Genomic DNA, 22,096 nt, shown 5'->3' with positions numbered 1-22,096 from the left:
CTTTGCCGTCAACCGCCATTTGCGGCAAGTCATCGGCGGTTAAGGCCCAAAATCGACCCGATTGCCCTCAAAACCACACTCTCAGGCCGAGCACGAGCTGGTTTTCACGGGTCGACTCACCGGCCAGACGCCGCCACTCGGCACTTTCACCGAAATGGCGTACATGACTCCAACCGACATAGGGCGCGAACTTCCGGCTGATTTCATAACGCAGGCGCAACCCCGCCTCGAGCGTATTCAGGCCGTCGCCAACACCGCGCTGCGGATCGGATTGGCCGTAAAACTCGGCCTCAAGCGAAGGTTGCAGCATCCAGCGGCGGCTCAGAATGGTCTCGTACTCGGCACCCAGGCGCAGGCCGCTCTGTCCACCCTGCCCCAAGTAGGCCGTGGCCTCGACCTCGAACTTGTAGGGCGCGAGACCGATCACACCAATGGCCAGAAAGTCCTGGGATGGGCCGGGGTCGAGGTCGTGGCGCACGCCGACCACGGCATCCCACCAGGCAGAAACCGCACGCCCGTAAAGCAGTTCAATATCGGCGGCTTCGGTCTCGCCGGCAACGCGCTCTCCGGCGCTCCGAAGCCAGAGCCGATTGATATCGGATCCGATCCAGGCCTTGCCTTCCCAGGCCAGACCGGTGCCGGGGTCGGCATCCCAGAATTCGAGCCGTTCCATCAGCACTTTGCTTTGCCACTGCGGGGCATGCGCATGGTCATGCGCCAAGGGCGGAAAGGCCGCGGCCCGGTCCGCTTCGGTCACCGGCGGAATCGGCGTTTTCGGGGTTTCCATGTTCCAGAAATCATCCACGGCTTTCTCGCCCGATTCCTGCGCCAGAACCGGTAGAGCGCACGCGATGCAAAGACCGAATATCAAACCTTTCACTCGACCACCTGCACTTCGCGCATCATGCCCGATTCCATGTGGTACAGCAGATGGCAGTGGTAGGCCCAGCGGCCCAGCGCATCGGCACGCACGCGGTAGCTGCGCTTGCTGCCCGGCGGCATATCGATGGTGTGCTTGCGCACCATGAAGGCGCCCTTGTCATCCTCCAGATCGCTCCACAGACCATGCAGGTGGATCGGATGCGTCATCATGGTGTCGTTGACCAGTACGATGCGCACGCGCTCGCCATAGTTGAGCTTCAAGGGCTCGGCACCGGCGAAAGGAATGCCGTCGAAGGACCAGGCGAATTTTTCCATGTGTCCGGTCAGGTGCAATTCGATCTCGCGCTTCGGCCAGCGGCCGTCGGGATCGTCAAAACCGCTGTGCAGATCGGCATAGGAAAGCACGCGCCGGCCGTTGCCGCGAAGGCCGATGCCCGGGTCATCCAGCTTCGGTACCGGCGCCATGGTCTGCATATCGACCAGAGGATTGCCCGCTTCACTGTCGGGGTGTTTTTGCATCGCCGTGCCGCCGTGATCCATGCCCGGCATTGCGGCCATATCGTGGCCGCTGTGATCCGTGGCTGCAGAGGTATCCGGTTTTGCCGATGTTCCATGCGAAGAATGATCCATTCCGCCGTGCCCCATGTCGTCCATGCTGAGGATCACACGCGGATCAAGCCCCGGAATCGGTGCTCGCAGTCCCTCGCGAACCGCCAAGGTGCCGCTGACGTAGCCGGTCCGGCCCATGTCCTGGGCGAAAACGGTAAACGCGTCCTGCCCCGCGGGCTCGACGATGACGTCGAAGGTTTCCGCCGCCGCGATGCGGAACTCGTCGACCGTGACCGGATGCACGTTCTGGCCGTCGGCGGCGACCACGGTCATCTTCAGGCCCGGGATGCGGACGTCGAAATAGGTCATCGCCGCGCCATTGATGAAGCGCAGGCGGACTTTTTCGCCCGGACGGAACAGGCCGGTCCAATTGCCCAATGCCGTGGTTCCGTTCATCAGGTAGGTGTAAGTATTGGCATTGACGTCCGACAGATCAGTCGGCGTCATCCGCATGCGACCCCAGGCCCCGCGGTCATCCAATGTTTCCGCCAGCCCTTTGTTCTCGGCATCACGCAGGAAGTCCGACACCGAGCGCTTTCCGTAGTTGTCGTAACTCGACATCTTCTTCAGCCGGGCATACAGGTCCGCCGGCGACAAGTCGGTCCAATCGCTGAGCAGAACCGTGTAGTCGCGGTCGTATTTGAAGGGTTCCGGCTCGCGCGGCTCGACGATGAGCGCGCCGTAAAGACCGGCCTGTTCCTGGAATCCGGAATGGCTGTGATACCAATAGGTTCCGGATTGCCGGAGCTGGAAACGGTATAGCCAGGACTCGCCGCGGCGGATGCCGTCGAAGCTCATGCCCGGCACGCCGTCCATGTTGGCCGGCAACAGGATGCCGTGCCAGTGGATCGAAGTGGTGTCGCCGAACAGGGATCCGCGCGGCAGCAGATTATCGACGCGCACGGTCACGGTATCGCCTTCCCGCCAGCGTATTTCGGGAGCCGGCAGACGGCCGTTGACGGTGACTGCAGTCCGGGCCTTGCCGGTAAAGTTGACCGGTTGCTCGCCGATGCGCAAATGCAGATCGCTGCTTCGCAGGACCGGGCCCGAGGTCGCAGCATGCGTAACTGCCGGCCACGCACCCAGACCGGTAACGATGCCGCCGGCAGCAAGACCTTGAACGAAACGGCGGCGGTTGGTGTCCGGGAACGGCATGCTCTGGCCCATCAAATGCAGATGAACCATCATACCGCCGTTGGCGCGGCAGGTTGCCGAGGCGATGTGAACGCCAATAAAAAAACCACCCGCAGGGGTGGCTTTTGGAAGGTGGCGGAGAGAGAGGGATTCGAACCCTCGATAAGGCTTTTGACCCTATACTCCCTTAGCAGGGGAGCCCCTTCAGCCTCTCGGGCATCTCTCCGGGGTCTGAAACGGCGGAACCGCTACAGGCTGACCATGATACGGCTTTTGGCCGGTCCGGTAAACCTCAATCTGCTTTGGGTTCGGCGTTTTCCGCGGAATCCCTGCCGATTTTCTGGTAAATCTCTTCCCGATGGACGCCGACATCCTTGGGCGCGGTGATGCCCAATCGGACCTGATTGCCCTTCACGCCGAGTACGGTCACGGTGATTTCATCACCGATCATCAGCGTTTCTCCGACACGTCGGGTCAGGATTAACATGGGCGCACTCCTTTTTCGGTACTGCTATTTTCCATCATTGCCAGCAAATCCTAGACCACATTCGGGCCGAGGGCAAATAGGCTCAGGCCAGACGCCCGGCCAACCAATCATCCAGCTCGGCCATGGCCTTGACCAAGGCCGGACCATCCTCGCCGCCGCCTTGCGCGAAATCCGCCCTGCCGCCGCCTTTGCCGCCGATCTGGGCGGCGATGTGCGCCAGCACATCTCCGGCTTTCAGTTTGGCCTGCGCTTTGCCCTGTACGCCAGCGACCAGGGAGGCTTTACCGTCCTGCGCGGCGGCCAAAACAATGACCGAATCCGGAAGTTGGACCTTCAGATTGTCGACCAGTTCCCGCAGCGTCTTGGGGTCACCCCCCTCAATGCGGAGCTTGACCAGCTTGATTCCGGCAATGTCGGTCGCCTTTGCGGCCATGTCGGCACTCTGGCCGGAAGCGGCCTTGGCTTTGAACGCCTCCAGCGCCTGCTCGAGTTTCTTCTGGCGTTCGAGCAGCTGTGCCAGTTTGTCCAGCACATCATGACCGCGGGCACCGATCAGCTCCGAAGCCCTATGCAGGACCGACTCGCTGTGTTTGAACGCAGCAACGGCATTGGCGCCGGTGGTGGCCTCGATGCGGCGAACGCCGGCGGCAACGCCGGCTTCGGACAGGATCTTGAACACGCCGATATCGCCGGTGCGATGCACATGGGTGCCGCCGCACAGCTCCGTGGAGAAATCTCCCATGCGCAGAACACGAACGCGCTCGCCGTATTTTTCGCCGAACAGCGCCATGGCTCCGAAATCGAGGGCTTCCTGCATGCCCATGTGATGGACTTCGGCCTCGGCATTGCGGCGGATTTCGCTATTGACCATTTCTTCGATGCGCTGCAGCTGCTCGGGGGTAACGGCCTGGAAATGCGAGAAGTCGAAACGGGTGCGTTCCGGACTGACCAGCGAGCCCTTCTGGCTGACATGATCGCCCAGAACGCTGCGCAGCGCCGCATGCAGCAGATGGGTCGCCGAGTGGTTGATGACCGTGGCCTGGCGGCGCGCCGCATCGACGCGGGCGGAGATTTTGTCTCCGGTAGCGATTCGGCCACTGTCCAGCACGCCGACATGGGCATGGAATATGGCGGATAGTTTCTGGGTGTCTTCTACCCTGAAATGAACGCCATCCGCTGAGCACAGCACGCCGGCATCGCCGACCTGGCCGCCGGACTCGGCATAAAACGGGGTGCGGTCGAGCAGGACGATGCCGCGCTGGCCGGACTCGAGTGCGGGGACCGGTTGACCGTCACGCAGCACGGCAACGACCCGACAACCGTCGCATTCGAGCTTTTCGTAGCCTTTGAACTCGGTAGCATGCAGGGTGGCGACAAGCTCTGCGGGCAGTCCGGTCGTTCCGGCGAATTTACTGGCGCCGCGGGCCCGTTCGCGCTGCTGCTCCATCAAGGCTTCGTATTGCGCCAGTGCATCCTGCGCAGGCTCCAGATCGCGTTCACGCAGAATGTCGATGACCAGATCGGGCGGGCAACCAAAGGTATCGTGCAGCAGGAACAGCTGCTCGCCGGTGACCGCCGGACCGCCTGCGGCCAACATGCCGTCCAGCCGGAGCATGCCGGCATCAAGCGTGGTCGCGAAGGCGGCTTCTTCAGCTTTCAGCGCCTGCTCGATCAAGGCCCGTTTGCTTTCCAGCTCGGGATAGGCGCCGGCCATTTTCTCGGAAAGCGGCTGCAGCATGCGCCAGAACAGGCCATCCGGGCGCAGCGCACCGAGCTTCCAGATATGGCGGACGGCACGGCGGATGATGCGGCGCAGCACATAGCCGCGCCCCTCATTGGAAGGCATGACGCCATCGACAATCAGGAAGCTGCAGGCACGGATGTGGTCGGCGATCACCCGCAGCGATTTATTGCCGAGATCATCGGTACCGGTCAAGACGGCCGCCGAACGGATCAGGTGATCGAACAGATCGATTTCGTAGTTGCTGTGGACGTGTTGCAGCACCGCGGCGATACGTTCCAGACCCATGCCGGTATCGACGCACGGCGCCGGCAGCGGCAACAGGGAACCATCGGGCTGGCGGTCGAACTGCATGAACACGTTGTTCCAGATTTCGATGAAGCGGTCGCCATCCTCATCCGGGGATCCGGGCGGGCCGCCGGCGATGTGCTCACCGTGATCGAAGAAGATTTCAGTACACGGCCCGCAGGGTCCGGTATCGGCCATCTGCCAGAAGTTGTCGGAGGCAAACGGGGCGCCTTTGTTGTCACCGATGCGGATGATGCGTGATTCCGGCAGCCCGATCTGGCTATGCCAGATGTCGAATGCTTCGTCATCGGTGTGGTAGATGGTCACCAGAAGCCTGTCTTTGGGCAACTTCCAGACTTCGGTCAGAAGCTCCCAGGCATACTGAATCGCGTCTTTCTTGAAATAATCGCCGAAACTGAAGTTGCCCAGCATTTCGAAGAAGGTATGGTGGCGTGCGGTGTAACCGACCTGATCGAGGTCGTTGTGTTTGCCGCCCGCGCGGACGCAGCGTTGCGAGCTTACGGCGCGGCTATAACTGCGTTTCTCGGCACCGAGGAAGACATCCTTGAACTGCACCATGCCGGCATTGGTGAACAGCAGGGTCGGATCATTGCCCGGAACCAGAGGGCTGCTGGGAACGACGGTGTGGCCTTTGCCGGCAAAGAAATCCAGAAAGTCCTGGCGGATTTGCGCACTCGAGCGCGACGTCATCTGTGTCATGGTCAACCTGAAGCGTGGAACGCGGCGCCGAATGTGCCGCTACGCCTTGATTTTAAACCATTTGCCGATGCTTTTAGGGACTTTCGTCGATTAAATCCGGCTCCGCCGGCCATTCCGTGATTTTTACGGCACTGTAGGCGGTTTTTTGCTCAAATCCGCGCCGGAGCAGGAAGTCAACGGCTTTCCGGCTTTGTGCCGGGTCCGTCTGGATTTTGCGCAGATAGCGCCGAGCGACGAGGCTCCGGGCGGTTTCCAGCCAATCAACTGGCAGTGCGGCAATGGCCTCAGCGATGATCTCGGCTGCCAGGCTGTGCTGGGCCATTTCGGCCCGGATACGGACCGGACCGTATCCCGCGGCCTGCCTAGATCGCGCCAGGGCCATGGCAAAACGCTCGTCATTCTGGAAATCCTGCCGTGACAGGGTTTCCAGCGCGGTGTCGATTTCGCCGTCCTCCTTGCCGCGCTGTCGAAGCTTCTGCTTCAACTCCCGCTTCGAATGCTCGCGGCGTACCAGAAGACCCATGGCCTGCTGGTACGCCGGCAGCTCCGAAACTTTTCTGCGCATCAGGCTTCGATATCTTCAATGGGCTTCTTCGGCACGATGACCGGCTTGAGCTTATCTTTGATTTTGGCTTCGAGCTCGAGGGCCATTTTCGGGTTGTCCTTCAGGTACTGACGGGCATTTTCCTTACCCTGACCGATACGCTCGCCAAGCGCGCTGTACCAGGCACCCGATTTCTCGACGAACTTGGCATCCACGCCGAGATCAAGGATTTCGCCCTCACGGGAAATGCCTTCGCCGTAAAGGATTTCGGTGATGACCTGCTTGAACGGTGGCGCCATCTTGTTCTTGACTACCTTGATCCGGGTTTCATTGCCGATGATCTCATCGCCCTTCTTGACCGAGCCGATGCGGCGGATGTCCAGACGCACCGAGGCGTAGAATTTCAGAGCATTGCCGCCGGTGGTAGTTTCCGGGTTCTGGCCGGGCATCATCATGCCGATTTTCATGCGCAGCTGGTTGATGAAAATGACCATGCAGTTGCTGCGTTTGATATTGCCGGTCAGCTTGCGCAGGGCCTGGCTCATCAGACGGGCCTGCAGACCGACCTGCATTTCGCCCATCTCGCCTTCGATTTCGGCGCGCGGGGTCAGGGCCGCCACCGAATCAATGACGACCATGTCGACGGCATTCGAGCGCACCAGCATATCGACGATTTCAAGGGCCTGTTCACCGGTATCCGGTTGCGAAATCAGCAGATCATCGACATTGACGCCGAGTTTCTGGGCATAGCCCGGATCGAGCGCGTGCTCGGCATCGACGAAAGCCGCGGTTCCGCCGGCTTTCTGGCATTGGGCGATGGTCTGCAGGGTCAGCGTGGTTTTGCCCGAGGATTCCGGACCGTAGATTTCAACGACACGGCCTTTCGGCAGACCGCCGATACCGAGCGCCAGATCCAGCATGATCGAGCCGGTGCCGATGACCTCGGCCGCCTCGATGCTTTTGTCACCCATCAGCATGACCGTGCCTTTACCGAACTGTTTATCGATCTGGGCCAGGGCCGCAGCCAGTGCGCGTTTCTTGTTCTCATCCATCGTCGGTTCCTCAGGGTTGTTTCGTGGGGGTGATTGAATCGTAATCGACGGCTGTCGCAGAAGCTGAGACCGCCGTAACATCATCTTGCTGCATGCCTGACCGGCACGCTGTCAGGCAAACACGGAATCCGGTGTCGGAAACCGGCGTACTCATTTTCCGGAAGGGCGGATCAATCCGCAGTAAAGACCTTCGATGGCGAAGTCCTGGTCCGGGCGAACCTCGATCGGCTTGAAATCGGGGTTGCGCGGCATCAGGCGAATGCCATGCTTGCCGATTTTCAGGCGTTTAATGGTGATTTCATCATCGATGCGGGCCACCACGATCTGGTCGGACAGGGCCTGCTGGGTGCGATGAATGCCGACCAGATCGCCGTCGAAGATGCCGTCATCGCGCATCGAATCGCCCTTCACCTTCAACAGGTAATCGGGCGCCGGAGAGAAGAAGGCGCGGTCGAGCAGGACGAAGTCATCCGACGGAATATCGGCACCGATCGGCAGGCCGGCCGCCACCCGCCCCAAAACGGGCAGACGCAGGGCATCGCTGGCCGATTCCACCCGGGTTCGAGGCAGGGGAATCTCCACATCCTCATCGGATTGCGGGTGGCACAGGCGGATGCCGCGGGCCTGACCGGGCAGGCGGCGGATGTATCCGGCTTGTTCGAGAATGTCCAAATGGTATTGTGCGGCACGGACGCCACGGAAGCCGAGCGCGTTGGCGATTTCGGTCTGGGAGGGCGGCACGCCCTGCTCCTCGATGCATTGGGCAATGAAGGCAAGTATGGCTTGTTGGTTGTCTGAAATGTCCATTAGTAGTAATACTACTAACAAATTACGGCCTGTCAAGCCCTTTGCAAGAATAATTCCTGATTAAACCCCAAGCATTTGATTCAAGGGTAGTATTAGCCAAGGCAAGGGGGCCGAGGGGATCAGTAAAGGCATGGCGGTTCAACGGCATTACAGGGCATTCATCAGTTACAGCCACAGCGACGAGGCCTGGGCGCGCTGGCTTCAGCGTGCGCTGGAAGGTTACCGGCTGCCGAAATCGCTTCGCCAGAGCAAACCTGAACTCCCCGCCCGCCTGTTTCCGGTGTTCCGTGACCGCGATGAACTGGCTTCCGGCGGCGACCTTTCCGAATCGATCCGCAAAGCAATGGATGACTCGGATGCGCTAATTGTGATCTGCTCCCCAGCGGCACGCGCCTCGCATTGGGTCAATGAGGAAATCCGCCGCTTCCGGGCCTCCGGCCGGGGTCACCGCATTTTCTGTCTGCTGGTCGCCGGCAGTCCGGATCCGCACGCATCGGACTGCGCATTTCCATCGGCCATTCTGCAGGATGAAAACGGCAACATCATTCATGAGCCTCTGGCCGCCGATGCCGCCCCGGGCGGGGATGGAAAACGCAATGCGATGCTTAAAATCGCGGCAGGCCTGCTCGATGTCGGCGTTGATGACCTCAAACGCCGGGATGCCCAGCGACAGGCCCGATTCTGGTCGATCGTGGCCGCCGGCGCGATCTTCATCTCGGTACTGACCATCGGCCTGGCAGTCTACGCCTTGAATGCCAAACGCGAATCGGAAATACGCCGCAGCCAGGCCGAGAACCTGATCGGCTTCATGCTCGGCGACCTGCGTGAACGGCTTGAGCCCATCGGCAAGCTCGAAATCCTGGATTCCATCGGCGACCAGGCCATGAATTATTTCGCAACGCTCGGCGACCGAGGCACCCCCAAGGAACTGCGTGAGCGCGGCAAGGCCCTGCACCAGATCGGCGAAGTCCGCAAATCGAAAGGCGATCTGAAAGCTGCCCTGACCGCCTTCGAGGAATCGCTTAAACAAATGCAGGCCCTTTACAAAGCCGACCCGAAAAGCAATGACAATCTGTTCGAACTCGGCCAGGCCGAATTCTGGGTCGGCGCGGTCGGCTGGGAACGGGGCGACCTGAAACTCGCGGAAAATGCATTCAACAAATACATGCAGCATAGCCGCGAGCTGCTCGCACGCGACCCAGGCAACTCGGTCTACAACATGGAGCTGTCCTACGCGTATTCCAATCTCGGCAGCCTGGCGCGTGCGCGCGGAAATACACGTGAAGCACTCGATAATTTCATCCGAAGCCGCGACATCAATGCCGAAGAGCTGAAAAAGAATCCAGAAGATGTCGAACTCGCCTACAGCCTTGCCGAGGCCTGGTCCTGGATCGGTTCGAGCAAGATGGACCTTGGCGATCTCGCCGGAAGCGATGAGGCCTTTACCGAAATCGCGAAACTGCTCCGACCCATTTACCTGAAAGATGAAAATGCGCGTGCAACTTTCACTTTTGCCTCCAACCTGACATTCCAGACGGATGCGAAACTCTATATCGGCGATGTCGATTCTGCAAAGCGCCTCAATGCGGAATCCCTGAGAATCCTTTCGATGCTGACACAGAAGGATCCGAACAATGCCGACTGGCTTCAGGTGCTGCACAAGGCCGAATTGCTACGTCTGTCGATGATCCCCCGTGGTGGCTGGTCGAGCAGTCATGATGCTGAACTGGATGGTTTGATCAGCCGATTAAATACCCTGATTGAAAGGGATCCATCAAACACCAAAAATAAAACCATACTTTCCGGAATGCATCGTGAAAAAGCGCTGCGTAAACTCCAGAACGGCAAAACCGCGGAAGCCCTCGCATCTGCCGAAATGAGCCACAACCAGATTGCCGTTCTGCTTAAAGAATCCGAGCAATCCCCTCTGCTTGTCGCGGAACTGGCGAAATCGGCCCTGATTCTTGGTTCTGCGCAGATGGCAGATGGCAAAGCCGGCCTGGCGAAGGATACCTGGGGCGAGACCGCCAAGCATCTGGACAACCAGACCATACGGATTTTTGATTTCAGTCCTGTACGCCGTCTACTGGCAATCAATCTTGGCGATGCCGCAAAAGCTTTAGAAACCGAATCCGCATTGTCGAAAGCCGGCTACAAAGACCCCCGTTTCGCTCCGGACCCTGGCGGGACCGGATTTTTGGTTTCATCCGCTTCACCCATCAACCCCTCCAAGGAGAACTAAGATGCCCAACTCAGACCAGCAGGTTTCATTATCCGTACAGAACGGCAACTACCAGTATTCCGGTGGCAACAAAGGCAACGGCAATGTCGAAAACTCAGTCGGCCAGGGACCCTCGAAAATCCATGTCAGTCTGAATGCCGCCGCAAACTACTTCATCAAGGACGTCCAGTTCCAGGGTTCAGGACAGGAAAATTTCAGCTTCGACATCAAGGGCAACGAGCGCCGGGTCGATATCGACGACAATTGCCAAACATCGGCCGACGTCAAATATACGGTCATCGTCGGCGACTCCAGCGGCGGTCCCGATGTGCTTTGTGACCCGAGGATTGTCAATCAATAAAGTATGACGGCGCGGACCGTCCATCGGCAATCCGCCCATTCCAAGCCATCCCAGAACCTCGACGCCGTTCATCATCCAAAGGACATCACATGCGCCTCAGTCAAATTCATCTTCATGGCCTTGCGTTGGCGATGATTGCTGGGTCAAGCTGCCTATCCGCACAGGATGGCAATGTGCCGGACTTCAAAGTCGGACTTAATATCAACGGCTGCCAATTCAGCGGCGGTACGGATGGGTACGGGAACGTCGAGGTCATGCAAAAAACAGGCGGCAAGAAGATCCAGGTCGAAGTGTTGTACGGCGACGACCTGGTCTTCGAACCGACCTCATTCAAGGGTCCAGGTTCGGATCAGCTCAGGGAGGCGGCTGGCGGGAACGGCAATGTACTCAACATATTCAATGCAAACACCGGTCCGGCCGATGTTTACTACCAAATAAACCTCAGGAACAAGCAGACCGGCGAGCTCCTGAGTTGCGACCCCAGGGTCATTAACAAGTAATTGCGACCATGGCTCAAACTCATCAAACCGCTGAAACGGCAGGCCTGGTCATTGGCGTAACCGGACACCGTAACCTGCGGGCCACTGAATTACCGCGCCTGCGTAAACAGATCCATGCGTTGTTCGATCTGCTGGAGCATGATTATCCCGAATTGCCGCTGACGGTGCTTTGCCCGTTGGCGGCCGGCGCCGATCAGCTGGTGGCCGGCATCGCGCTGGAACGCGGCATCCGCGTGATCGCCGCCCTGCCGGTACCGGCTGTCCTCTACCGGAGTGACTTCGACGACCCTGAAGAACTGGCGGAATTCGACCGGCAGCTGCAGCAATGCGCCTGCCTCGAGCTCGCATTGCAGGATGCACGGAGTCCGGATGATATCCGTCATGGCGGCTATGCCCGCAACCGTCAGTATGCCCATGCCGGCATGTTCACCTCCAGCCATTGCCATATCCTGCTGGCGCTCTGGGATGGTTCCGAAAACGGCCATTTCGGCGGAACCGCGCAGGTGGTCGAATACCACCTGCACGGCACCCTGCCCGGGACCGTCGACCGCCGTCAAGCCGCCACGGGAAACCTGGGCCTCGATGAAGAATCATTGGTTTTCCACATTCCGGCCGGCCGCCAGAGCAGCGAAACCGACCTCGATGGCGAAGGCCGTTGGCTGACCTCGGGCGATGATGCCCAGCCTTCAGAACGGATACCGGAATCCTTCGCTACCATGTTCCGCCGACAGGTCGAATACCATCATGATTGCCGGCAATACCGTGATGAAATCCTCGAAGCCGGATCCCTGGGTAAAACCGACTGCCCTATCGGCGTTTACTTCGGCGGCGCCGACTGGCTGGCGACGACCTACCGGCGCCGGGTCAGCCGTATTCTGCTGATCACCTACGTTCTTGCGGCCCTGATGGGCTATGCCTTCATCATGTACTCGGACATCATGGCCAAGGACGTGATGATCTATCTGTTCCTGCTGTTCTTCCTGGCCGGCATCGGCATCAACAGCGTTGCCACACGGCGTGAGTGGCATCGCCAGTACATCGATTACCGTGCCCTTGCTGAAGGACTGCGCGTGCAATCGTATTGGCGCCGCGCCGGCATTGTCGATACCGGCCGGCCGGCTTTCGCCCACGACAATTTCCTGCAGAAGCAGGATGTGGAGCTGGGCTGGATCCGCAATGTGATGCGTGCAGCCAGCCTGGAAGGCATGCTCAAACCGCTGGATCCTTCATTGGATGGCATCGATACGGTCATCCGCGAATGGATCGGCACTTCGGATTCACCCGGCCAGCTGGCGTATTATTCGGCCACTTCCGAAAAGCGCGTCCGCCATCACCGGCGCAATGAATGGCTGGCCGCTTCCTGCCTGTGGATCGGCATCGGCATCAGCGTGGTTCTGGCGGTATTCGCGCGCGCCATCGATGGCCTGGCGCAGAACGTGATGGTCGCCACCATGGGGCTGCTGTCGGTAACGGCGGCGGTGCATGAAGCCTACGCTTACAAGAAAGCCGACAAAGAGCTGATCAAACAGTACCGGTTCATGGCCCGCATTTTCAACGCCGCCAAACGCCGGCTCGACAGCAGCCGGTCCGATGAGGAACGGCGGCGTATCCTGCGTACGCTGGGCGAGGCCGCCTTGGCCGAACATGCCGAATGGACGCTGATGCACCGGGAACGCCCCCTCGATAAGTCGAAGTTCTAGGACGCCCGCCGGAGCCTCTACCCGGGACAGCTACCGCCGGTCCCGGCTAGCGGCCCGGAGCGCTGCCATTGAGCGGAACACGCACAGCACGCAATACCGCCGCCTGTTTGGCGGATACGCTGAATTCCATCTCCGCCCGCTGCCCCGCATAGGTCCGGCCGTTGAGCAGGTCTTCGAATTCATCGAAGCCCGCACGCGGCAGACGCACGGTCTGTTCCCTTTCCGAATTATTGAGGATGACCCACAGGACCTCGTCGCCCGACTGCCGCTCATAGGCGAACACCTCGTCGCCATTGTCCGCCAGCAGGGTCTTGTAGCTTCCGGTACGCAGCGCCGGATGGGCGTTCCGGATGCCGATCAGTTTTTTGTAGAACGCATGGAGATCGGCATTCTGCACCACCGTATCGGCTTCGGATTCCGGCCGCAGGTCCTGCTTCGGCAGAGCCCGTTCTTTTTCATAGACGATGTCCGGCCAGATCATCGGCTTGCGGTCATCCGGATCGTTGCCGCCCCACATGCCCACTTCATCGCCGTAATACACCATCGGAGCACCGACATAGGTCATCTGCAGCACCACGAACAGTTTCTGCAGCTGGAGCTCGGCGGCATTCGGTTTGCGCACGCTGAATGCCGGATTGTTGATCGGCTGTGACATCTGGAACCACTTGCCCCAGTCGCGGAAGTTGCCCAAGCCGCGGTTGACGATGTAGGACCCGATGCGGTTAGTGTCATGGCTGCCGAACAGATTCTGGTTCACATAGGCCACGCCTGGCGGGTACAGCGTGCGCAACTCGGCCAGCTTGCGGTCGAATTCGCGGGCACTGATGCGGTATTTGCCTTCGTTGAACAGGAACTCGGCGGCCGTGAATGCGAAGTTGTAATGCATTTCAGCGTCGAATTCATCGCCCTGCAGGTACGGTTTCACGACCTCGGGCGTATTGACGATCTCGGCAGTGAGGTAGGCCTCCGGATTGATGGCTTTGACATGACGGCGCCAGTCCTTCCAGAACGGATGCGCAACCATGTAGGCGACATCCAGACGCCAGCCGTCGATGCCGTGCTGCGTGCCCTGCCCCTTCGGGTTCATCCAACGCTGGGTGGCGGCGAAGATGTAGGCCTTCGGACCGGCAACGATGCCGTTGGCGTCCTCGCGCAGTTCGGGAAGCGACTTGTTGCCCCACCAGCCCTCGTAGTCGAACTGAACCCCTGAGGCCGGGTCATCGAAGTTCTTGATGGTGAACCAGCTCAGATACGGCGATTTCATCTTATTGCGGCGGACGTCCTGCAGCGCGAAACTGTTGAAGCCCATGTGATTGAAGACGCCGTCGAAAATGACACGGATACCGCGCCTGTGGGCTTCGGCAATCAGCTTGAGCGCCAGCTCATCGGCTTTGGTCCACACCCAGGTTTTCGGATCGCCGGGGTTTTCTTTGGCCATCAAAGCACGGTCGCCTTTGGGGTCGGGACCGAAATTCGGATCGATGTGATGGTAACTGGCGCCGTCGTATTTGTGGTTCGAGGGCGCATCGAAGACCGGGTTCAGGTAAATGGCATTGATGCCGAGATCCTGCAGGTAATCGAGCTTGTCGATTACGCCCTGCAGGTCGCCGCCGTAACGGCGGCGCTGCATATGTTTCCACAGTTCCGGCTCACCGTTGGCTTTTTCGTAGTCCTGCAGCTGATACCAGTCGCTGCCCCAGGGATGAACGCGCCACTGCTTCGGCGGATCCATCGGATCGGCACCGGCGATGTCGGCCACGGTCGGATCATTCGACGGATCGCCGTTGCGGAAGCGCTCGGGAAAGATCTGATACCACACGGCGGATTTCGCCCATTGCGGCACGAACTCCGGTGAAGTTTCCGCGGCCGAAGAAGCCGATGCAGCGCAGCCTAACAGCACCGCCGTAAGAAATTGATGGAATCGCATGACATTTTCCTTCGTTGAAAGCCCCGGTCAAGCCGTGGCCGGAAATCGGAAACTCTAACCAATTAAGGGCATCAATCCCTGCAAAGCCACTGCGACCGTTTGCCGGCGCACGGCTTCGCGGTCTCCCTCGAAATGAAAGACCTGGGCGCTCGGATAATGGCCGCGCCGCTTCCAGGCAATCCAAACCGTGCCGACCGGCTTGCCCGGCAGACCGCCGCCCGGGCCGGCAATGCCGGTTACCGCCACGGCCAGGCTTGCACCGGACGTAATCAACGCGCCGGAGACCATTTCCAGGGCAGTCTCCTTGCTGACCGCGCCATGTTCCATCAGGGTTTCCGGACGCACCCGCAACAAAGCCTGTTTGGCCTCGTAACTGTAGGCCGCCATGCCGCAATCGAACCAGGCCGAGCTGCCCGGGATGTCGGTCAGGATCTTGGCGATCCAGCCGCCGGTGCAGCTCTCGGCCGTGCACAGGGTAAGGTGTTCCGCCAACAGGCGGTCGCCGAGCTGCCGGGCCAGCTGTTGCAGGGCAATATCGGATCCATCAACGAAAGCGTTCAAGCAGGGTCTGCCTCGGGTTAGACTATGGCCATAGCATAAGCGAAAACCCCATGGCTTCGAACGATTTATCCCAGCACACGCCGCTAATGCGGCAGTTCTTCAGCGCCAAAGCCGAATACCCCGATGTGCTGCTGTTTTTCCGCATGGGCGATTTCTATGAACTGTTTTACGACGATGCCCGTAAGGCCGCGCGTCTGCTCGACATCACCCTGACCCAGCGCGGCCAGAGCGGCGGCAACGCCATTCCGATGGCGGGCGTGCCCTACCATGCCGCCGACGGCTATCTGGCCCGGCTGGTCGCACTCGGTGAATCGGTGGCCATCTGCGAGCAGATCGGTGATCCGGCACTGGCCAAGGGCCTGGTGGAACGCAAAGTGGTCCGGGTCATCACGCCCGGAACGCTGACCGATGAAGCCCTTCTGGACGACCGGCGTGAACAACTGCTGCTGTCGGTTTCCCGGACCAAACAGGGATTCGGATTGGCATGGGCCGATGTTGCCGCAGGACGCTTCCTGCTCAGTTATGCCGGCGATGCCGAGCAACTGACGGCGGAACTGGCGCGTCTGAACCCCGCCGAAATCCTCATACCGGACTCCGATGAACTCGCCAATCTTCTGGCCGGCAGCAAGGGCCTGCGCCGGCGGCCGGTGTGGTATTTCGATGCTGAAACCAGCGCACGGCAGCTTCTGCAGTTTTTCGGGGTCGCCGACCTCAGCGGTTTCGGCTTGGATGAAAACACGCCTTCTTACAGCGCCGGGATCGCCGCCGCCGGGGCTTTGCTTGGGTATCTGGAAGAAACCCAGAAACAGCGGCTGCCGCATCTGAGCTCGCTGCAATGGGAAGCAAGCGATGATGCCATCGCCATGAATGCCGCCACCCGCCGGCATCTGGAGCTGGATGAGCGCTTCGATGGTCAATTGCAGCACACCTTGCTGGGCGTCCTCGATACGACCTGCAGTCCAATGGCCGGACGCCTGTTGCGGCGCTGGCTGCACCGTCCTTTGCGGAATGCCGACACCGTCAGGCATCGTCATGAGGCCGTGGCCGAACTTCTCGACCGTCAATGGTCCGAGCCGCTTCGGGCCGTGTTCCGCGGCATCGGCGATCTGGAACGGATGCTGACCCGTGTTGCCCTGCGCAGTGCACGGCCGCGCGATCTCAGCGGCCTGCGCGACGGACTGCTGCGTCTGCCCGACATCGAAGCCGTGCTGCAACCGGCCGAAGCGCCCCGGCTGCGGGAGTTGCGCGCCGCGCTGGGACGGCATCCTGAACTGGCAGCACACCTGCAGGCGGCCTTACTGGAACAACCGGCGGTCCTGTTGCGGGATGGCGGCGTCTTTGCCGGCGGTTTCGATGCCGAACTCGACGAACTGCGCGTGCTTTCGACCAATGCCGATCAGTTTCTGGTGGATCTGGAAGCGCGTGAAAAAGCCGCAACGGGCATTGCCACGCTGAAGGTCGGCTACAACCGCGTGCATGGCTATTACATCGAAATCAGCAAAGGCCAGGCCGAAAAAGCACCGGCACACTACACCCGACGCCAGACATTGACCGGCGCCGAGCGTTTCATCACCGAAGAACTCAAAGCCTTCGAAGACAAAGTGCTTTCGGCGAGGGAACGTTCGCTGGCGCGCGAACGCTTTCTCTATGAACAGCTGCTCGACCGGCTCAATGACGATTTGCAGAGCCTGAAAGCCTGCGCCCAGGCCCTGGCCGAATGTGATGTGCTGGCAGCCTTCGCCGAGCGCGCCGAGGCCCTGAACTGGTGCCGTCCGCAGTTGCTGGACGACGATGGCATCCGCATCCGACGTGGCCGGCATCCCGTGGTGGAGCAGGTCCGCGAGCAGGCTTTCGAACCAAATGATCTTATTCTCGATGGCGAGCAGCGCATGCTGCTGATCACCGGTCCGAACATGGGCGGTAAATCCACCTACATGCGGCAGAATGCGCTGATCATCCTGCTTGCTTACATCGGCAGTTTCGTTCCGGCCGAGTCCGCCCAGCTCGGCCCGATCGACCGCATCCTGACCCGCATCGGTGCCGGCGATGATCTGGCGCGCGGCCAGTCGACCTTCATGGTGGAAATGGCGGAAACCAGTTTCATCCTGCGTAATGCCGGACCCCGTTCATTCGTGCTGATGGATGAAATCGGACGCGGCACGTCGACGTACGACGGTCTGGCACTGGCGCAGGCCTGCGCGGAAGCCCTGTGTGACGGCAACCGCGCCTACTGCCTGTTCGCCACCCATTATTTCGAACTGACCGCACTTCCTGAAACCCACGCCGGCATCCGCAACGTGCATCTGGATGCGGTGGAACATGGCGACCGTTTGATCTTCATGCATGCGGTGAAGGACGGGCCGGCCAACCGCAGTTTCGGTCTGCAGGTGGCCTCGCTGGCCGGTCTGCCCAGGCCGGTGCTGACCCGTGCGAAACAGGCGCTGGCCCAGCTGGAAAACAAGCCGCAGCAGCCCTTGAACCTGCAGGCGCAGGCGCTTGAGCAGCCCGCGCAGCTCGGCCTGTTCGTGACCGACAATGCGCTGGCCGATGCCGTGGACGCCCTGCAACCGGATGAATTGACGCCGAAGCAGGCGCTCGAAGCCTTGTATCGTCTGAAACAGCTGCGCTGAATCAGAGCGCGTCGATGTCGCCGAGCGCCTGGATCAGCCGGCGTGCGCGCTTGTCGGGCTTGGTCAGCGGCGCCTTGTAGCCGGCATTGGCCAGGCGCTTCATCTCGCGTTCGCTTTCACGCCGGATGCGCGAGGCTTCGGATTCGCAATACAGGGCCTGCGCCGCGGGTGCCGGACCGCGTTGCTCGCTCAGGCCGAGCACGCTGATTTCATAAAGCTCATTGGCGCGCGTGATCTGCAGGACATCGCCGCGGCGCAGCATGCGCGAGGGCTTGATGGCCTGACCGCCGATCTGCACCTTGCCGCCGGCCAGCATCTGCTTGGCCAGACTCCGGGTCTTGAAGAAGCGGGCGGCCCATAGCCAGACATCGGCACGGACTTCGGTGAGGGGGTCTTTGTTCATGCGCTTTAAATGCAAACGGCCGCGTGAGCGGCCGTGTGTGCAAAACGGTCAGGCATCAACTCAGGCTTTTTTGCCGTAGTTGAGGTCTTCCTTGATGCGGGCTTTCTTGCCTTCGAGGTCACGCAGGTAGTACAGCTTGCCCTGACGGACGTCACCGCGGCGCTTGACCGACACGGAGTCGATGGTGGCGCTGTGGGTCTGGAACACGCGCTCGACGCCGAAACCGTGCGAAATCTTGCGGACGGTGAAAGCGGAATTCAGGCCGCGGTTCTTGATCGCGATGACCACGCCTTCGTAGGCTTGCACGCGCTCGCGGTTGCCTTCTTTGACTTTGACGTTGACCACGACGGTGTCGCCGGGACCGAAGTCAGGCAGCTTGCGGGTGATTTGTTCGGCTTCGAATTTTTGCAGGAGGTTCATAGGACACCACGATTCAGTCGTTCTGGGGGACGCCTCTCGGCGTGTTTAGCCGCTTATTATAGCCCGAAAGTTGCGGTTTTGACTAGGGGTTTCAGGCATTGGCCGGGGAATTGCCGGTCTGTTCAGCTTTGAACTCGGCCAGAAGCGCGGCATCGGCCCTGCTCAGCCGGGTTTCATCCAGCAAATCCGGGCGTTTCAGCCAGGTCCGGCCCAGACTCTGCTTGCGCCGCCAACGGGCGATCAGGGCATGGTTTCCGGACAACAGCACCTCGGGAACCCCCTGCGTGCCGAGGGCCTCGGAGCGGGTGTAATGCGGGCAGTCCAGCAGGCCGTCTTCAAAACTGTCCTGAATGGCCGAGTCGGCATCATTGAGCACGCCGTCCAGCAGCCGGACCACGGCATCGATCACGGTGGCCGCCGGCAGCTCGCCACCGGACAGCACATAATCCCCGAGCGAAATTTCCTCATCGATACGGGCATCGACAAAGCGCTGATCGACGCCCTCGTAACGTCCGGCCAGCAGCACCAGACGCGGCCGGCCGGCCAGTTCGCGGGCCTTGGCCTGGGTGAATGGCTGTCCCTGCGGACTCAGATAAACGGTATGTGCGGGCGCCACATCGGCCTGCACCACCGCATCCAGACATTCCATCAGCGGATCGGCCATCATCACCATGCCCGGCCCGCCGCCGAACGGGCGCTCATCGATGCGGCGGTAGTTGTCATGGGTGAAATCCCGCGGATTCCAGACATGCAAACCGGCCAGACCGCGCTCGAAGGCGCGGCCGACCACACCGACCTGCAGGCACTGGCGGAAATAATCGGGAAACAGGGTGATGACGTCGAAGCGCATCAGAAATCGGCATCCCAATCGACGCGGATTTCGCCGGCCTCGAGATCGACGGTATCCACGAACCGGTCCAGCAGGAAGGGAATCAGGCGTTCGCGCTCGCCGACCACCACCATGACCGGATTGGCCGGGGTGTCGAACAGATGCGAGACCGTGCCGAAATCGACGCCTTCGCGGTTAGTCACGCGCAGACCTTCCAGATCGATCCAGTAGTATTCGCCCGGCTTGGCCTTGGGCAGCTGGCTGCGGGTCACCCACAACTCGGCACCGTGCAGGGCTTCGGCCGCGTCGCGGTCATCCACACCGGGCAGGCGAATCACCGGCCCTTTCGCGGTCATGCGTCCGCTCAGGCTTTCCAGAATGCGCTCCTGACCCGCATTGACCAGAATCAGCGGCTTGTATTTGAGCAGCTGCTGGGGCGGATCGGCGAAGCTTTGGCATTTGATTTCGCCTGAAATGCCGAAAGCGCCGACCATCCTGCCAATGAGGATGCGGCGCTCCGGCGTAATGTCAGGCCCTCGCGTCATGGCCGCGAGGACGGGCTCAGGCAGCGGCCTGGCTCGAGGCTTCTTTCACGAGCATGCGGACTTTGTCAGTCAGCTGCGCGCCTTGGGAAACCCAGTGGTTGACGCGGTCGGTGTTCAGCTCGACGCGCTTTTCGTTGCCTTGGGCAACCGGGTTGTAATAGCCCACGCGCTCGATGGAACGGCCATCGCGCTTGTTGCGCTGGTCGGTCACCACGATGTGGTAGAACGGACGCTTTTTGGCGCCGCCGCGGGTCAGTCGGATCTTGACCATAATGTAATGTGCTCTGTAGTTCGGGGTGGAATCGGGGCCGAAGCCTCGGGTAGCCCGATATTATAGCCCCAAACCGGCCTTATGGAAAGCCGGAAGCTTAACGACCGCCGAATCCGCCCGGAAAGCCGCCGCCGAGCATGCCTTTCATGCCGCGCATCATGCCCTTCATGCCGCCACGCGAGAGCTTGGCCATCATGCCTTCCATCTGCTGGTACTGCTTGAGCAGGCGGTTGACGTCGGCCGGGGTGGTGCCCGAACCGCGGGCGATGCGGGCCCGGCGCGAGCCGTTCAGCAGCCCAGGATTGCGGCGCTCTTTCGGGGTCATCGAATTGATGATGGCGATCATGCGCGGCATTTCCTTGCCGGTGACCTGGTTTTTGACGTGATCCGGCACCTGCGCCATGCCCGGAAGCTTGTCCATCAGGCCGGACAAGCCGCCCATGGACTGCATCTGCTGGAACTGCTCGCGCATGTCATTCAGGTCGAATTTCTTGCCCTTGGCCACTTTCTGGGCCAGCTTGGCGGCCTTTTCGTGATCGACCTGCGACTGCACCTGCTCGACCAGACTGAGCACATCGCCCATGTCGAGGATGCGGCTGGCGGCCCGGTCCGGATGGAACACATCCAGACCCTCGGGCTTTTCACCGACGCCGACGAACTTGATCGGCTGGCCGGTAATGTGGCGGACCGACAGGGCGGCACCGCCGCGGGCGTCGCCGTCGGTTTTGGTCAGGATCACACCGGTCAGCGGCAGCGCTTCGCTGAACGCTTTGGCGGTATTGGCGGCATCCTGGCCGGTCATGGCATCGACCACGAAAAGGGTTTCCACCGGATTCAGGGCCGCATGCAGCTGCTGGATTTCGGCCATCATGTCGGCATCAATGGCCAGACGGCCGGCGGTATCGACCAGCACCACATCCATGTAGGTTTTACGGGCCTCGCTGATGCAGGCCTTGGCGATGTCCACCGGTGATTGGCTGGCTTGGCTGGGGAAGAAGTTCACCCCGACCTGCTTGGCCAAGGCTTCCAGCTGGGCGATCGCGGCCGGACGGTAGACGTCGCAGCTGACCACCATGACTTTCTTCTTGCGCTTTTCCTTCAGGAATTTGGCCAGCTTGCCGACCGTCGTGGTTTTACCCGCACCCTGCAGACCCGCCATCAGGATGATGGCCGGCGCCGGCACATTGAAGTTCAGATCGACCGCCTCGGCACCCATCACCGCGGCGAGTTCGTCGTGCACGATTTTGATCAGAGCCTGCCCGGGGGTGAGACTACTAAGCACTTCCTGACCGACCGCGCGCGCCTTGATGCGCTCGATCAAGGCCATCACCACCGGCAGGGCGACATCGGCTTCGAGCAGGGCAATGCGCACTTCGCGCAGGGAATCCTTGATGTTGTCTTCGGTCAGCCGGCCGACGCCGCGCAGGCGTTGCAGGGTTCCGGACAGGCGTTGGGTCAGCGATT

The 22,096-nt window shown here is 60.7% G+C and carries 20 protein-coding genes and 1 tRNA gene; 5 read left to right on the top strand and 16 right to left on the bottom strand.

What is annotated here, in order from left to right:
* Positions 1-67: 67 nt before the first annotated feature.
* The 8 genes from Q0W88_RS00660 to lexA all read right to left on the bottom strand — a co-directional run bounded on the left by Q0W88_RS00660 (position 68) and on the right by lexA (position 8,264).
* On the bottom strand, positions 68-880 hold the full coding sequence (locus Q0W88_RS00660) for a copper resistance protein B (protein ID WP_297798901.1): 813 nt from the start codon (positions 878-880) through the stop codon (positions 68-70).
* Positions 877-2,646, bottom strand: a complete 1,770-nt coding sequence (locus Q0W88_RS00655; RefSeq protein ID WP_297799032.1) for a copper resistance system multicopper oxidase — start codon at positions 2,644-2,646, stop codon at positions 877-879. Before Q0W88_RS00655 ends, Q0W88_RS00660 begins: the two co-directional genes overlap by 4 nt.
* A gap of 112 nt (positions 2,647-2,758) precedes the next feature.
* Positions 2,759-2,851 (bottom strand) — tRNA-Ser (locus Q0W88_RS00650).
* A gap of 66 nt (positions 2,852-2,917) precedes the next feature.
* Positions 2,918-3,112, bottom strand: a complete 195-nt coding sequence (csrA, locus tag Q0W88_RS00645; protein ID WP_297798899.1) for a carbon storage regulator CsrA — start codon at positions 3,110-3,112, stop codon at positions 2,918-2,920.
* A gap of 82 nt (positions 3,113-3,194) precedes the next feature.
* Complete coding sequence (gene alaS / locus Q0W88_RS00640; protein WP_297798896.1) at positions 3,195-5,861, bottom strand: alanine--tRNA ligase; 2,667 nt, start codon at positions 5,859-5,861, stop codon at positions 3,195-3,197.
* A 73-nt stretch (positions 5,862-5,934) separates the two neighbouring features.
* Positions 5,935-6,426 carry a regulatory protein RecX gene (locus tag Q0W88_RS00635; protein WP_297798894.1) on the bottom strand — a complete coding sequence of 164 codons (492 nt, stop codon included), beginning with the start codon at positions 6,424-6,426 and terminating at the stop codon, positions 5,935-5,937.
* Complete coding sequence (gene recA, locus Q0W88_RS00630; RefSeq protein WP_297798892.1) at positions 6,426-7,457, bottom strand: recombinase RecA; 1,032 nt, start codon at positions 7,455-7,457, stop codon at positions 6,426-6,428. Before recA ends, Q0W88_RS00635 begins: the two co-directional genes overlap by 1 nt.
* A 150-nt stretch (positions 7,458-7,607) precedes the next feature.
* Positions 7,608-8,264, bottom strand: coding sequence for a transcriptional repressor LexA (lexA, locus tag Q0W88_RS00625; RefSeq protein ID WP_297798890.1), 657 nt, complete (start codon positions 8,262-8,264; stop codon positions 7,608-7,610).
* 130 nt (positions 8,265-8,394) lie between these two features.
* Between lexA and Q0W88_RS00620 the strand changes: the two genes are divergently transcribed.
* The 4 genes from Q0W88_RS00620 to Q0W88_RS00605 all read left to right on the top strand — a co-directional run bounded on the left by Q0W88_RS00620 (position 8,395) and on the right by Q0W88_RS00605 (position 13,046).
* On the top strand, positions 8,395-10,506 hold the full coding sequence (locus tag Q0W88_RS00620; protein WP_297798888.1) for a toll/interleukin-1 receptor domain-containing protein: 2,112 nt from the start codon (positions 8,395-8,397) through the stop codon (positions 10,504-10,506).
* A gap of 1 nt (position 10,507) precedes the next feature.
* Complete coding sequence (locus Q0W88_RS00615; RefSeq protein ID WP_297798886.1) at positions 10,508-10,846, top strand: hypothetical protein; 339 nt, start codon at positions 10,508-10,510, stop codon at positions 10,844-10,846.
* Between the two features lie 89 nt (positions 10,847-10,935).
* Positions 10,936-11,346 carry a hypothetical protein gene (locus tag Q0W88_RS00610; protein ID WP_297798884.1) on the top strand — a complete coding sequence of 137 codons (411 nt, stop codon included), beginning with the start codon at positions 10,936-10,938 and terminating at the stop codon, positions 11,344-11,346.
* An 8-nt stretch (positions 11,347-11,354) separates the two neighbouring features.
* Complete coding sequence (locus tag Q0W88_RS00605) at positions 11,355-13,046, top strand: hypothetical protein (RefSeq protein WP_297798881.1); 1,692 nt, start codon at positions 11,355-11,357, stop codon at positions 13,044-13,046.
* A gap of 46 nt (positions 13,047-13,092) precedes the next feature.
* Here the strand turns inward: Q0W88_RS00605 and Q0W88_RS00600 are convergent, their stop codons facing one another.
* Together Q0W88_RS00600 and Q0W88_RS00595 are read right to left on the bottom strand one after the other, a co-directional pair.
* The gene (locus Q0W88_RS00600) at positions 13,093-14,973 is read right to left on the bottom strand and encodes a glycoside hydrolase family 13 protein (RefSeq protein ID WP_297798879.1); all 1,881 of its coding nucleotides are present in this window, start codon (positions 14,971-14,973) and stop codon (positions 13,093-13,095) included.
* A gap of 54 nt (positions 14,974-15,027) precedes the next feature.
* On the bottom strand, positions 15,028-15,534 hold the full coding sequence (locus tag Q0W88_RS00595; protein ID WP_297798877.1) for a CinA family protein: 507 nt from the start codon (positions 15,532-15,534) through the stop codon (positions 15,028-15,030).
* A 50-nt stretch (positions 15,535-15,584) separates the two neighbouring features.
* Here Q0W88_RS00595 and mutS point away from each other — a divergent pair, with 50 nt between their 5' ends.
* A complete protein-coding gene (gene mutS / locus Q0W88_RS00590) occupies positions 15,585-18,164 on the top strand; it encodes a DNA mismatch repair protein MutS (RefSeq protein WP_343212518.1) in 2,580 nt (859 codons plus the stop codon).
* Between the two features lies 1 nt (position 18,165).
* On the opposite strand, the gene Q0W88_RS00585 is transcribed toward mutS, so the two are convergent.
* The 6 genes from Q0W88_RS00585 to ffh all read right to left on the bottom strand — a co-directional run.
* Complete coding sequence (locus Q0W88_RS00585; RefSeq protein WP_297798875.1) at positions 18,166-18,567, bottom strand: RNA-binding S4 domain-containing protein; 402 nt, start codon at positions 18,565-18,567, stop codon at positions 18,166-18,168.
* A 60-nt stretch (positions 18,568-18,627) separates the two neighbouring features.
* Positions 18,628-18,987, bottom strand: coding sequence for a 50S ribosomal protein L19 (gene rplS, locus Q0W88_RS00580; protein ID WP_297798873.1), 360 nt, complete (start codon positions 18,985-18,987; stop codon positions 18,628-18,630).
* Between the two features lie 91 nt (positions 18,988-19,078).
* A complete protein-coding gene (trmD, locus tag Q0W88_RS00575) occupies positions 19,079-19,837 on the bottom strand; it encodes a tRNA (guanosine(37)-N1)-methyltransferase TrmD (protein ID WP_297798871.1) in 759 nt (252 codons plus the stop codon).
* Positions 19,837-20,361 carry a ribosome maturation factor RimM gene (gene rimM / locus Q0W88_RS00570; protein ID WP_297798869.1) on the bottom strand — a complete coding sequence of 175 codons (525 nt, stop codon included), beginning with the start codon at positions 20,359-20,361 and terminating at the stop codon, positions 19,837-19,839. Before rimM ends, trmD begins: the two co-directional genes overlap by 1 nt.
* A gap of 16 nt (positions 20,362-20,377) precedes the next feature.
* Positions 20,378-20,632 (bottom strand): 30S ribosomal protein S16, encoded by a 255-nt coding sequence (gene rpsP / locus Q0W88_RS00565; RefSeq protein WP_297798867.1) that lies wholly within the window; start codon positions 20,630-20,632, stop codon positions 20,378-20,380.
* 97 nt (positions 20,633-20,729) lie between these two features.
* Positions 20,730-22,096, bottom strand: a 1,367-nt coding sequence (ffh, locus tag Q0W88_RS00560; RefSeq protein WP_297798865.1) for a signal recognition particle protein, incomplete at its 5' end; no start/stop codon positions are given.

This window comes from Arenimonas sp. GDDSR-1 (assembly GCF_025980345.1).
GTDB lineage: Bacteria > Pseudomonadota > Gammaproteobacteria > Xanthomonadales > Xanthomonadaceae > Arenimonas.
Note: the sequence above shows the minus strand (reverse complement) of the source record. Positions and strands in the feature narration are given on the sequence as shown.